Source organism: Microbacterium aurantiacum (assembly GCF_002872075.1).
In the GTDB taxonomy this organism is placed as follows: Bacteria; Actinomycetota; Actinomycetes; order Actinomycetales; family Microbacteriaceae; genus Microbacterium; species Microbacterium aurantiacum_A.
The window spans coordinates 40309-53283 of record NZ_PGGU01000002.1 but is presented as its reverse complement, the minus strand read 5'-3'; the positions used below and the strand labels follow the sequence as shown (position 1 = coordinate 53283).

The window sequence follows — 12975 nt, the reverse complement described above, 5'->3', positions numbered from 1 at the left end:
CTACGCCGCTATGCTCGGGTCATGGAAACGTCAGGGTCGACATCGGAAAGCCCATTCCGTGGCCGCCAGGCGCGGTCAGGCCGGCACAGTGCTCCGACGCTGGAGGATGTCGCCCGTGTCGCCGGAGTGTCGCTGGCCACCGCATCCCGCGTGCTGAACGGCTCCGAGCGCAAGGTCGCCGAGTCGTTCCGCGAGCGGGTCGAGCAGGCTGCCGCAGAACTCGGATATACGGCGAACGTGTCCGCCCAGGCGACCGCCCGCGGCACGTCTCCGGTCATCGCCCTCCTCGTGGCGGACATCGCCGACCCGTACTTCGGTCTGATCGCATCGGGAGTCGCCCGTGGTGCCGATGAGCACGGTCTCGTGGTGACCATCGCGATCACCGAACGTGATCCGGTGCGGGAGAAGCGGATCGTACGGGCGCTGCGCGGACAGCGACCACAGGGGCTGATCCTCGCGGCGTCGCGAACGCACGAGCCGATGGAGCAGGAGATCCGGCAGGAGCTGGCGGAGTTCGCACGGTTCGGCGGCCAGGTCGTCTCCCTCGGTGCGGGGGCCACGGGGGAGCGCAGCGTCGAGATCGACAACGTCGCCGGTGCCGAGGCGCTCGGTCGGCGGATGGCCGAGCTCGGTTACCGCTCGGCGGTCGTGCTGGCCGCGGCTGCGGGAGTGGACACCTCCGACGCGCGACTCGACGGCTTCCGTCGCGGGTTCGGCACCGGTGGCGGCGCGGTCGAGCGCGTGTACCGCAGCGGATTCCGGCGGGAGTCGGGGACGGATGCCATGGCTGACGCTCTCGCCGACGGCATCGACCGCGGCACGCTCGTCTTCGCGATCAGCGATGTCGTAGCGATCGGCGCGATGACCGCCATCCGCGACGCCGGCCGCGAGATCGGCACGGACATCGCGGTGTGCGGCTTCGACGATGTGCCGTCGAGCCTCGACGTCACCCCGCCGCTCACCACCGTGCACGTGCCGCTGACCGACGTCGGCTATCAGGCCTTCCGGGCGACGATCGATGCCGACTGGAAGCAGGGACCGCTGCCGCTCGACGTCATCGTGCGCGAGAGCACACCGGTCCGCGGCGGGGCGGCACGATGACCCGCGTCGTTCTGGCGCCGGACAGCTTCAAGGGCACCATCACCGCTGCGGATGCGGCGGCGGCGCTCGCCGAGGGATGGGCTTCCGTCGAGCCCTCGACCACGTTCGTGCACCGGCCGATGGCCGATGGCGGCGAGGGCACGGTTGTTGCCTTCGCAGCGGCGGTGCCGGGGGCCGTGCGGATGCCGGTCGTCGTCGACGGTCCGGCCGGTTCGCCTGTCTCGACCCACTGGCTGCTGCTGCCGCCGACCCCGGAGGCGCCGCAGGGCACCGCCGTCATCGACCTCGCGTCGACCTCGGGCATCGAGCTGTTGGATGAGCTGCGGCCGTGGGATGCCGACACGACCGGATTCGGGCAGGCCGTCGTCGCCGCGCTCGACCACGGGGTCTCGCGTCTCGTCGTCGGCATCGGCTCGAGCGCGTCGACGGATGGCGGCACCGGTCTGCTCACCGCTCTCGGGGCACGGTTCCTCGATGCCCAGAGTTCCCCGGTCGCGCCCGGTGCGCGGGGGCTCGCTCGGATCGCCGCGGTCGACCTCAGCGGGCTCCGGCCGGCTCCGGAGGTGCGGGTGCTCACCGACGTCACCAACCCGCTGACCGGGCCGCGCGGAGCCGCCGCCGTCTTCGGCCCGCAGAAGGGCCTCGGCCCGGACGATATCGCCACCGTCGACGCCGGCCTGGAACAGCTCGCCGTGCTGCTCGACCTCGACCCGTCGTATCCCGGTTCGGGAGCCGCCGGCGGCACCGGTGCGGCGCTCGTCGCCTGGGGCGCGACGCTGGCCCCTGGCGCGGTCGAGGTCGCACAGCTCATCGGCATGGCTGACGCCGTGGCCGATGCCGACATCGTCATCACCGGAGAAGGCTCCTACGACGGGCAGTCCGGCGATGGCAAGGTGCCCTCGTACGTCGCCGGACTGGCGGCGGACGCCGGTGCGATCGCCATGCTCGCCGCCGGGCGGATCACCCCGGATGCCGACACGACGCTGTTCGCGGCATCCGCATCCCTCACCGACCTCGCGGGATCATCCGAAGGCGCCCTCGCTGAGCCAGCGCGTTGGCTGCGCGAAGCCGGCGCCGCGCTCGCGCGGGTCGCGGCGTCGCGCGCCTCGGCGTCCTGAGCCGAGCATCCCTCGCCTTCGGGGATGGTTTCGGCTGGTTCCGGCCCGCTGGGACCAGCGAAACCCATCCCCGAACCGCGGTCAGGTGGCGCGGGGCGATGAGCGTCAGCCGCCGAGGGCAGCGGACACGACGGCGCGGGCTTCCTCCTGCACCTCGGCGAGGTGCTCAGGGCCGAGCAGGCTCTCGGCGTAGAGCTTGTACACGTCTTCGGTGCCGGACGGGCGGGCGGCGAACCACGCGTGCTCGGTCTGCACCTTGAGGCCGCCGATCGCCGCGCCGTTACCGGGGGCGTGCGACAGCTTCGCGGTGATCGGCTCGCCGGCGAGGGTCGTGGCCGACACCGCCTCCGGTGCGAGCTTCCCGAGGGTCGCCTTCTGCTCCGGGGTCGCGGCCGCGTCGACGCGCTGGTAGGCGGATGCTCCGAACGCCTGCTCCAGCTCGGAGTAACGCTCGGACGGGGTCTTCCCCGTGACCGCGATGATCTCGGCGGCGAGCAGGCAGAGCAGGATGCCGTCCTTGTCGGTCGACCAGACCGATCCGTCGTGGCGCAGGAACGAGGCTCCGGCCGACTCCTCGCCGCCGAACGCCACGGAGCCGTCGAGCAGACCGGGCACGAACCACTTGAACCCCACCGGCACCTCGAGCAGCCGTCGGCCGAGCGACTCCGCAACGCGATCGATGATCATCGACGAGACCAGCGTCTTCCCGATCGCGGCATCCCGTGGCCACTGCGAACGGTGCGAGAACAGGTAGTCGATCGCGACGGCCAGGTAGTGGTTCGGGTTCATCAGCCCGGCATCCGGGGTGACGATGCCGTGTCTGTCTGCGTCGGCGTCGTTGCCGGTGAGCACGTCGTAGTCGCCCTTCTTGGCGACGAGAGACGCCATCGCCGAGGGCGACGACGGGTCCATCCGGATCTTCTCGTCCCAGTCCAGCGTCATGAAACGCCAGGTGGGGTCGACTTCGGGGTTCACCACGGTGAGATCGAGGTCGTGCACTTCGGCGATCAGCGCCCAGTATTCGACCGATGCGCCGCCGAGCGGATCCGCGCCGATGCGGACGCCGGCGCGGCGGATCGCGTCGACGTCGATGATCGAGGCGAGGTCGCGCACGTAGACGTCGCGGAAGTCGTACTCCCCGATCCGCTCGGCGTCGATGTCGGCGTAGCGCGTGCGCTTCACTCCTTCGAGGCCGGCCATGATCAGGGCGTTCGCGCGGTCGGCGATCCAGCCGGTGGCATCGGTATCGGCCGGGCCGCCGTGCGGGGGGTTGTACTTGAAACCGCCGTCGCGCGGCGGGTTGTGCGAAGGGGTGACCACGATGCCGTCGGCCTGCCCGGTCGTCGTGGTGTCGGTGCGCTGGTTATGGGTGAGGATCGCGTGGCTGAGCGCCGGCGTCGGCACGTAGGAGTCCCGCGAGTCGACGCGCACATCGACGCCGTTCGCGACCAGCACCTCGATCGCGCTGCGCTCCGCCGGCAGAGACAGGGCGTGGGTGTCGCGGCCGAGGAAGAGCGGGCCGGTGATGCCCTGGCTCGTGCGGTAGTCGACGATGGCCTGGGTCGTGGCGAGGATGTGGTTCTCGTTGAAGCTGCCCGACAGCGAGGAGCCGCGATGGCCGCTGGTGCCGAACGCGACCCGTTCGGCGGCGACTTCGGGGTTCGGGATGCGGTCGTAATAGGCGGCGATCAGTTCGTCGACATCGATGAGGTCAGTTTCCTCCGCGGGGAGGCCGGCACGGCTCGTCATGCACACAGTCTGCCCTCTGTGCGGCGGGAGCGCATCCGCGATCGGACCTGATTACGGACGGCGCGCCGAGGGCTAAGGTGAAACGCGTGACTGAACGCCGCACCTACAGCTACCTCGGCCCTGCCGGAACGTTCACCGAGGCGGCACTCGAGCAGGTCGCCGAGGCTCGTGGCCAGGATTGGCGCCCCGTGCACAACGCGGGCGAGGCCTTCGCCGATGTGCTGGAGGGACGCAGCCACGCGGCGATGATCGCGATCGAGAACTCCATCGAGGGCGGTGTCTCGACCACGCAGGATGCGCTGGCGACGCTGCCCGGGCTGCGGATCATCGGCGAGTATCTGGTGAAGGTGAACTTCGTGCTCGTGGCTCCGCGGGGGACGACGCTGGACGACGTGCAGGTCATCGCCGCGCATCCTGTCGCCTACGCGCAGTGCCACGGATGGCTCGGCGAGCACCTCCCCGCCCACTCGCACGTACCGGCGGCGAGCAATGTCGCCTCCGCCATCGGGATGCTCGACGGCTCGTTGCCGGTGCAGGCGGCGATCGCCCCTCCGGGAATCGTGCGGCACTACGACGTCGATGTGCTGGCATCCGAGATCGGCGACAACGCGCAGGCCGTCACCCGCTTCGTGCTCGTCACCCGGGTCTCTCCGCCGCCGGAGCCGACCGGTGCGGACAAGACCTCGATGATCGTCGAGTTGCCGCACGACCACCCCGGCGCTCTGCTCGAACTGCTCGAGCAGTTCTCCACCCGGGGCATCAACCTGTCGCTGATCGAGTCGCGTCCGATCGGCGACGAACTCGGACGGTACCGCTTCGTCCTCGACGCCGACGGCCACATCGAGCACGAGCGGATGGCGGATGCCGTGCTCGGCATCCGCCGGTTCAGCCCCCGCGTCGTCTTCCTCGGCTCGTATCCGCGTGCCGACCGGCAGATCGTGCAGTACCCGGAGCGCTACGCCGACGAGGTCTTCGTCGAGGCCCGGGACTGGCTGCGCGGCATCCTGAGCGGCGAGCCGGAGGCGTAGGTGGGCTGGGTCGTCGCCGGGTGCGGCGGCGCGCGCAGCGCGCGCGGGATGCGTAACGTCGGTCTGTGCTGGTCTGCACCGACGTTTTCCATCCCGCGCATCGTGTGCGAGCGTGGCGAGCAAGGCATGGGATGCGTAACGTCGGTCTGTGCTGGTCTGGGCCGACGTTTTCCATCCCGCGCGCCGCGGTGGGCCTCACTGCGCCACCCACCCGTCGCGAAGGGCGGGTCAGTGGCTGCGGGCCGCGATCGCGCGGCGGATGCGGGAGATCAGCGCCGCTGCGCCGGCACCGAGGTCGTACTGCGTCAGGCGGATGACTATCCAGCCGCGGTCCTCCAGGTCTCGTTGGCGTCGGATGTCTGCTCGCCACTGGTCCTTGCCTGTGCGATGTCCGTCGCCCTCGTACTCGATCGCGATCTTGAGGTCGGGATACGCGAGGTCCACTCGCGCGAGCAGCCACTGCCCTTCGCGCACCTCGTGCTGGACGACTGGCTCAGGTAGTCCGGCGTGGATCAGCATCAGGCGCGTCTCGGTCTCTTTCGGTGACTCCACGCGGTCACGGGCCAGGGGAAATGCGCTCCGGATCGTGCGGTGCCCGGAGAATGCGCCCCATTCCGCCAGCCTTGCTTCTATATCGCTGAGCGTGATGCGGGGTCGACCGCCTACGGGCAGAAGTCCCGGATAGTTGTCGGCAGTCGTGACGATGGCGTCGATCATGATCACCGCTTGGTCAACCGTGAGATCCTTCGCGCAGGTGAGAATCGCGGCGATCGGGTCCACGACGCGAGCGTCGCCGACCGTGTACGTCGTCGCTCGGTGTGTGACTAGGCGGCGTCCGCGCACGCCTTTCGTCTTCGGCGGGGTCGCCCCACGCGGCACCGCGATCTCCAGGAACTCCGATAGCCGCCATTGCTCGTGATGCGGTATCCCCCAGATCCGCACTGCTGTGCGGCCGACGTACCGCTGATTCGACCGCAATCGTGCTCCGTAACAAGCGACGATCTCTGCAAAGGTCTCGGGTTTCGATGTCGCGCGGACTCCCCGAAACGGACGCTCCAGATCGGGGGTATCGCGGCGCCATCGGCCGACGCCGACGGCGGCAGCATCCGGGAGTCCGAATGCCTGTCCCAGTTGCGGAGGGAGGTCGATTCTGTGACGCATGCGTCACAGAATCATGGATATCCGATTTCAGGCGTGTTTGTCATTCGGCAACTTCCCACGGTTTGTGCAGAAGTCGCAGTAGTGGGAAACGGTGCAGAGCGACTCGTGTCCGCGGGGCGACGCCGTCCCGCACGCTCGGGATGTCTAACGTCGGTGGCAAGGGCCTCGGGGCCGACGTTTTCCATCCCGATCGAGGGGCAGCGGGTGTGTCGCGCGTCGCCGGGATGCTTAACGTCGGTGGGAGCACCCGGGAAGCGACGTTTTCCATCCCGAGCGGCCGGCGCAGAGGCGGAGCACCCGGGCGACGACGGAAGGGGATGCGCCGCCAACCCTCAGATCGCGGCGGCGATGAGCTCCAGCGTCTGGGCGCGGCCCGAGGGCTCGGCGAGCGGCTCCGCGTCGAAGGCGCCGGCCACCGGTGACAGCATGACCTCGTCGACGCCGAATCGCTCGGCGAAGGAGCGGATCTCGGCGGCGACCGACTCTCCGGTGCCGACGAACCAGCGCGATCGCGCGGCCTGCACGACCTGGTCGGTGGCGGCATCCGTCTCTGCAGCGACTGCCCGCTCGACGGTCTCGAGCGCCGTGAGCGGCTTGTTGAGACGCAGGCGCGACATCATCCGCAGCTGAGGGAGGGCACGGGCCTCGGCCTCCTCGGACGTGGGTGCGGCGACCGCGTTCACGGTGAGGAAGGTGCGCGGCTGCGCGAGGGCCTCGGAAGGCTGGAATCCGGAGCGATACAGGTCGAGTGCCCGCTCCAGCCCTTCGCCGGAGAAGTGGTTCGCGAACACGTACGGCAACCCCTGCGCGGCGGCGAGCTGAGCCGAGTAGTCGCTGGATCCGAGCAGCCACACCTCGGGTACGCCGGTCGCGGCGGGTGTCGCGTGCACCGAGTACTCGCCGCCCGAGGTGAAACGCACGGTCGCGCCCTCGTCGGAGAGCAGCAACGAGATGTCCTGCACGTGGCGCGGGAACTGCTCGACGTCGCTGGTGGTACCGGCGGTGCGCAGCAGCTGCGTGATCACCGGGTCGCTTCCGGGTGCGCGGCCGAGTCCGAGGTCGATCCGGCCCGGGGCGATCGCCTCGAGTGCGGCGAACTGCTCGGCCACGATGAGCGGCGCGTGGTTGGGGAGCATGACCCCGCCCGAACCCAGGCGGATGCGGCGGGTGCGACCGGATGCCGCCGCGATCAGCACCGGCGGAGAAGTCGATGCGACCGCCGGCATGTTGTGATGCTCGGCGAACCAGTACCGGCGGTAGCCGAGCTGATCCGCCCGCTCGGCCAGGGCCAGCGATGCGGCCACCGCCTGTGCGCTGGTCTGTCCGGTGCGTACCGGAACGAGGTCAAGGACGGAGAGGGCGGTGGCAGTCATCCTCCACTCCAACCCCGCTGGGTGGCCGCGCATTCCCGTGCGGGCGGAGGGAACTCCTCGCTAGGTGCTCGCCAGCGGGCGCCCGAACAGCGCATCGGCGAGCGAAGCGCGGGCGAGGAAATAGCGGATGTGCCAGCGCGCGCCGAAGTTCTGATCGGGGAGGTCTTCCAGAAGCGCACGGTCGCTCGGAGACAGGCCGTCGCGCACGGCTTCGCGAAGCAGGTCGTCCTTGGTCGCGGGGTACTCCATGTCCGCCAGGAAGACGTCCAGGGATGCGGGAATGGTCATGATGTTCTCCTCTCTGAGGATCTCGGGGCCGATGGGATCTCGGGGGTGAGCAGCGGGGGCCGGCATTGCGGCCCCCGCTGCGCGAACAGAGTCAGGCGTCGATGGCCTGGCGCTGCTCGCCCGACTCGACCGCGATCTTCCGCGGCTTGGCGCGCTCGCTGACCGGGATGACGACCGAGAGCACGCCGCTCTCGTACGACGCGCTGATCTTGTCGGCATCCACTCCGTCGCCGAGCATGAACTGGCGCAGGAACATCCCGGCACCCCGCTCGCGCGCGAGCCAGCGGACGCCTTCGCGGGTGTCCGCGGTGCGCTGCGCCCGGATCGAGAGCTGCGCTCCGTCGACATCCACGTCGATCGATCCGGGGTCCACACCCGGCATGTCGGCGTGAAGGATGTACCGATCCCCGTCGCGGTACAGGTCGACGGGCATCAGCCGCGGTGCTCGAACGGAGTCCAGCACGCTTGCCGCGAAACGGTCCAGCTGGCTGAACGGGTCGAAGGACAGTGACATGAGTGATCTCCTTTCGTGTCGCCCACCTGTGGGCTATGTGAATGAGCTACAGATTATCTGCAACTCGTGGTATAGATTTTTTATAGAACAACTTCAGATCCAACGCAACCCGAGGTAAGGAAACTCTCAGAATGGCCGAACACGATCCCCGGCTCCCGGTCTACGGGATCGCCGTCGCGGCTCAATTGAGCGGGGTGCCCGAGGCGAGTCTGCGGCTGTTCGAGGCCAAAGGGCTTCTCACACCTTCCCGCAGCGAGGGCGGCACCCGGCGCTACAGCGAAGAAGACATCGGGCGGCTCCGCCGCGTGACGGATCTGCGTGACGAAGGCGTCAACATCGCCGGCATCCGCCGTGTGCTCGACCTCGAGGACGAGAATGCCGGCCTGCGCGACGAACTGGCCGACGGGCGCTCCTGAGAGATTCTCGCGACCACAGGCTTGACCCGTTCCCCTCGCGGGGGTACTCCGGAGGAGAGCATGGAGGCGGCGATGGAGCGATTCGCAGATCGACAGCAGGCGGGGCGGATGCTCGCGGAGCGCCTGGCGGAGCATCCGCTCACCGAGCCCGTGGTGCTCGGATTGCCGCGGGGTGGTGTCCCGGTCGCCGCGGAGATCGCACAGGCGCTCGCTGCGCCGCTGGACGTACTCGTGGTCCGCAAGCTCGGCTTTCCCGGACACGAGGAGTTCGCGATGGGCGCGGTCGGCGAAGGCGGGGCGAGGGTGCTGGATCAGCGGGTGGCCGCCGGGGTCTCCCGTCGCGACCTCGATCGGATCGAGGCCAAGGAGGCGGCAGAGGTCGAGCAGCGCGTCGCGCGGTTCCGCGAAGGGAGGCCAGCCGTCGATCTGCGGGGGCGCACTGCTGTCATCGTCGACGACGGCGTCGCGACCGGAGCGACGGCACGTGCAGCCTGCGCGATCGCGCGGGCGCGAGACGCCGCCGCCATCGTTCTCGCCGTGCCGGTCGCGGCGCCCGACTCGCTCGCCGGACTCGCGGATGCGGCCGATGAGATCGTGTGCCTGCACGCGCCGGCGGGCTTCATGGCCGTGGGCATGCACTACGTGGATTTCCGTCAGATCGAGGACGCCGAGGTCGTCCGGCTGCTGCACGGGCAGTGACGTTTCCGGGCGTCTTCGGACGCGCCGCTACGCTTCGAGCATGGATGCCGGGGTCTTCTTCGTTCTCACGGGTGCACTCATCGTCGCCGCCATCGCGCGCTGGCGCGGATGGCCGGCGCCGCTTCTCGTCACGGTCGTCGCGCTCGCCGTGTCGTTCGTGCCGTTCGTGCCGAACCTCGAGATCGACGGGCATCTGCTGCTGACCCTCGTGCTGCCGCCGCTGCTCTACTCGGCCGCGCTCGACGTCTCGTTCATCAGCTTCGCGCGCAGCCTGCCGCAGATCCGCCGGCTGGGCGTCGGACTGGTGCTGGTGACGACGCTGGTGGTCGGACTCGTCGCCTGGTGGATACTCCCGTCGCTGACCCTGCCCGGTGCTCTGCTGCTCGGGGCGATCGTCGCGCCACCCGATGCGGTCTCCGCCGCCGCGATCGGCCGCAAACTCGGGCTGCCGAGACGCGTGATGACCGTGCTGTCCGGGGAGAGTCTCATCAACGATGCGACCTCGCTGACGCTGTACCGGGTCTTCGCGTCGATCGTGCTCGGCGCCACCGTCAGCGTCGGGGAGGGCATCGGCCAGTTCGCCGTCGCCGTGGTCTTCGGCGTCGTCATCGGACTGGTCTTCGGCGTCGTCATCCACCAGCTGCGTCTGCGGATCGCGGACCCCGTCGTCATCGGCACCTTCGGGCTGCTCGTGCCGTTCGGTGCCTACGCGATCGCCGAGCACGTCGGCGGCTCCGGTGTGCTCGCAGTCGTCGCGATGGGCCTGTTCGTCGGGTTCAACTCGCCGAGCACCAGCTACACGACCAGGCAGCAGGAGGCGCCGTTGTGGCTCTCCGCCGACTTCCTGTTGGAGAGTTTCGTGTTCGCCTACATCGGATTGCAGTTCCCGCGGGTGATCAGCGACCTCGGTGACGAATCGGTCGTGCATGTGATGCTGCTGTCCGGGGCGGTACTGCTCGTCGTCCTGCTGGTGCGCCCGGCCTTCATCTATCCGGCGGATGCGTGGGGCCGGTTCTGGCAGCGGGTGCGGCTCCGCCGTTTCGACCGACGCATGCAGTCCGGTCGGATCCAGGCGCGGCTGGATCGCGGGAAGCACCCGCGGAAGCCGCAGATGAGTGCGGAGCAACTGCGAGGGCGAATGATCGCACCCGCGCTGACCTGGAAGGACAACGCCGTCATCTCGTGGGCCGGGATGCGCGGTGTCGTCACCCTCGCGACGGCCCTCGCAGCCGCGGATCTGGCCGGCCTCGACCGAGGCGCGGGTCACGCGATCGTCGTCGTCGCGTATGTGGTCACTCTCGGCACGCTGCTGCTGCAGGGGCTGACGCTGCCGTGGCTCATACGCATGCTGGGGGTTGTGGCCGATTCGGAACACGAGGAGGATCGCCGTCAGCTGGCGGCGGTGCGCGCACGCAGTAAAGAAGCGGGTCGGGAATACCTCGATCAGCGCCGTTCCGAGTGGGTCGCGGAGCACGGCCCGGGCAGTGCCGCGAGGTTCGACGCCTTCGAGGCGCGGTTGCTGAAGATGGAGACCGACGCGGATCGCGCGCAGACGAGCACGGACGGCGCGGAAACCGCTCATCCGACCTACGCCGAGCTCGAAGAGCTGTCGCGAGGGTGGCTGCAGGTGCGGCGAGAGGTGCTGCGGCAGGAGCGCGACGCGGGGAAGTTGAACGAGGAGGTCATGCGCGAGCTGATCGCGGCGATGGATGCCGAAGAGCTCGCCCTCGACACCCGCGGGGCGCTGCGGCTGCCGGGGAGGGCGTAGGCGGGGGCATCCGCCTCCACAACTCCGGAGATCCGCGGGGCTGCACGGGCGGCACCCGTGTGATCACGTGAGGTCGGATGCCGGTCGAGGGGGAATCTCCGGAGTTGTAGAGCAGCGGTCGGCGGGACCGGTGTTCGCAACTCCTCAAGAACGCCGGGCCCGGTGCTGTCCGACCGCGGAATCCCGCGACCGTTCGGCAGCGACGAGCCGGCTTCTGAGGAGTTGTGAACACCCGGACGCGGAGAGCGCCCCGTCCCGAAGGGGACGAGGCGCTCTCGCAGGAACTGCGCGGTGGGTCAGCGTGCGCCGACCGGCTCCGGGTCCTTGTCGGTGACGGCATCCGTCTTCGGCGCGTCGCCGGAGCCGTCCGCGTCGCCGGAGTCGTCCGCGAAGGGAAGGCCCTCGCGCGGCGCGTTGTAGAGCTCCTCGTCGAGGATGCCCTCGCGCTTGGCGACGATCGTCGGGATGAGCGCCTGACCTGCGACGTTGACCGCAGTGCGGCCCATGTCGAGGATCGGGTCGATCGCGAGCAGCAGTCCGACGCCCTCGAGCGGCAGGCCGAGCGTCGACAGCGTGAGCGTGAGCATCACGGTCGCGCCGGTGGTGCCGGCCGTCGCCGCCGAGCCGACGACCGAGACGAGGACGATCAGCAGGTACTGCACAATGTTCAGCTCGATGCCGAAGAACTGGGCGACGAAGATCGCGGCGATGGCCGGGTAGATCGCGGCGCACCCGTCCATCTTCGTGGTGGCGCCGAACGGCACGGCGAACGACGCGTAGGAGCGGGGCACGCCGAGGTTGCGCTCGGTGACACGCTCGGTGAGGGGAAGGGTGCCGATCGAGGAGCGGCTGACGAAGGCGAGCTGCACGGCGGGCCAGACGCCCGAGAAGTACTGCTTGATCGAGAGGCCGTGCGCCTTCACGATCGCCGGGTAGACCACGAACAGGACCAGCGCGAGGCCGATGTAGATCGCGGCGGCGAACCAGGCGAGCGAGGTGAGCTTGTCCCAGCCGTACTCGACCACAGCCGCGCCGATGAGGCCGAAGGTGCCGAGCGGGGCGATGCGGATGATCCACCACAGCACACGCTGGATGACCTTCAGAAGCGACTCGGTGAAGACGAGGAACGGCTCGGCCTTCTTGCCGGCCTTGAGTGCGGCGATGCCCACCACGGTCGCGACGACGATGACCTGCAGGATGTTGAAGCCGACGCTCGACGCGACGGCACCCGCCTCGGGGTCGAAGGAGCTGTTCACGGTGAGGCCGAGGAAGTTCTGCGGGATGAGTCCGAGCAGGAAGTTCCACCAGGTGCCGACCGTGTACGGGTCACCGGGTTCGAGGCCGGCGCCGGCGCGGGACCCCGGCTGGATGACCAGGCCGAGCGCGATGCCGATGGTGACGGCGATGAACGCGGTGATCGCGAACCACAGCAGAGTCTGCCCCGCGAGGCGAGCGGCGTTCTGCACCCGGCGCAGGTTCGAGATGCTGGCGACGATCGCTGTGAAGATGAGCGGGACCACAGCGGCGCGCAGCAGCGTCACGTAGGAGCCGCCGATCGTGTCGAGGGTGGCGGAGAGCCCGTTCGGAGCGTCAGCCGTGGCGCCGAGCTGGCGGGCCAGAAGGCCGGCGGCGATGCCGAGGACGAGGGCGGCGAGGATCTGGAAGCCGAACGAGGTCAGCAGCTTCCGGACGGGTCCGCGGGTGTCTGGCGCTTTTTGGGCGCGGGCTGTGGTGCTCATGGGACTCCAAGTCGTTGCGCG

Annotated in this window: 12 protein-coding genes; 6 read left to right on the top strand and 6 right to left on the bottom strand. The window is 69.4% G+C overall.

What is annotated here, in order from left to right; genetic code table 11:
* Positions 1–21: 21 nt before the first annotated feature.
* Both CUR96_RS00820 and CUR96_RS00815 read left to right on the top strand, forming a co-directional pair.
* Positions 22–1101, top strand: coding sequence for a LacI family DNA-binding transcriptional regulator (locus CUR96_RS00820; RefSeq protein WP_102191399.1), 1080 nt, complete (start codon positions 22–24; stop codon positions 1099–1101).
* On the top strand, positions 1098–2219 hold the full coding sequence (locus CUR96_RS00815; RefSeq protein WP_102191398.1) for a glycerate kinase: 1122 nt from the start codon (positions 1098–1100) through the stop codon (positions 2217–2219). The genes CUR96_RS00820 and CUR96_RS00815 overlap by 4 nt, the downstream gene beginning before the upstream one ends.
* A 105-nt stretch (positions 2220–2324) precedes the next feature.
* Here CUR96_RS00815 and pgm read toward each other — a convergent pair whose 3' ends face one another.
* The gene (gene pgm / locus CUR96_RS00810; RefSeq protein WP_102191397.1) at positions 2325–3968 is read right to left on the bottom strand and encodes a phosphoglucomutase (alpha-D-glucose-1,6-bisphosphate-dependent); all 1644 of its coding nucleotides are present in this window, start codon (positions 3966–3968) and stop codon (positions 2325–2327) included.
* Positions 3969–4045: 77 nt separating this feature from the next.
* On the opposite strand from pgm, the gene pheA reads away from it, so the two are divergent.
* Positions 4046–4996 carry a prephenate dehydratase gene (gene pheA, locus CUR96_RS00805; protein WP_102191396.1) on the top strand — a complete coding sequence of 317 codons (951 nt, stop codon included), beginning with the start codon at positions 4046–4048 and terminating at the stop codon, positions 4994–4996.
* Positions 4997–5224: 228 nt separating this feature from the next.
* Here the strand turns inward: pheA and CUR96_RS00800 are convergent, their stop codons facing one another.
* From CUR96_RS00800 to CUR96_RS00785, 4 genes are all read right to left on the bottom strand, one after another.
* Complete coding sequence (locus CUR96_RS00800) at positions 5225–6157, bottom strand: endonuclease domain-containing protein (RefSeq protein WP_146008100.1); 933 nt, start codon at positions 6155–6157, stop codon at positions 5225–5227.
* 332 nt (positions 6158–6489) lie between these two features.
* A complete protein-coding gene (locus CUR96_RS00795) occupies positions 6490–7530 on the bottom strand; it encodes an LLM class flavin-dependent oxidoreductase (protein ID WP_102191394.1) in 1041 nt (346 codons plus the stop codon).
* A 60-nt stretch (positions 7531–7590) separates the two neighbouring features.
* A complete protein-coding gene (locus CUR96_RS00790) occupies positions 7591–7818 on the bottom strand; it encodes a DUF2795 domain-containing protein (protein WP_180968896.1) in 228 nt (75 codons plus the stop codon).
* A 91-nt stretch (positions 7819–7909) separates the two neighbouring features.
* On the bottom strand, positions 7910–8332 hold the full coding sequence (locus CUR96_RS00785) for an Hsp20/alpha crystallin family protein (RefSeq protein ID WP_102191392.1): 423 nt from the start codon (positions 8330–8332) through the stop codon (positions 7910–7912).
* A 131-nt stretch (positions 8333–8463) separates the two neighbouring features.
* Here CUR96_RS00785 and CUR96_RS00780 point away from each other — a divergent pair, with 131 nt between their 5' ends.
* The 3 genes from CUR96_RS00780 to CUR96_RS00770 all read left to right on the top strand — a co-directional run bounded on the left by CUR96_RS00780 (position 8464) and on the right by CUR96_RS00770 (position 11215).
* Entirely contained in the window at positions 8464–8748 is a 285-nt protein-coding gene (locus tag CUR96_RS00780; protein ID WP_102191391.1) for a MerR family transcriptional regulator, read from the top strand.
* Positions 8749–8820: 72 nt separating this feature from the next.
* Positions 8821–9447, top strand: coding sequence for a phosphoribosyltransferase (locus CUR96_RS00775; RefSeq protein ID WP_102191490.1), 627 nt, complete (start codon positions 8821–8823; stop codon positions 9445–9447).
* A 40-nt stretch (positions 9448–9487) separates the two neighbouring features.
* Positions 9488–11215, top strand: coding sequence for a cation:proton antiporter (locus tag CUR96_RS00770; RefSeq protein ID WP_102191390.1), 1728 nt, complete (start codon positions 9488–9490; stop codon positions 11213–11215).
* 296 nt (positions 11216–11511) lie between these two features.
* Here CUR96_RS00770 and CUR96_RS00765 read toward each other — a convergent pair whose 3' ends face one another.
* A complete protein-coding gene (locus CUR96_RS00765; protein ID WP_180968895.1) occupies positions 11512–12954 on the bottom strand; it encodes a dicarboxylate/amino acid:cation symporter in 1443 nt (480 codons plus the stop codon).
* Positions 12955–12975 lie beyond the last annotated feature (21 nt).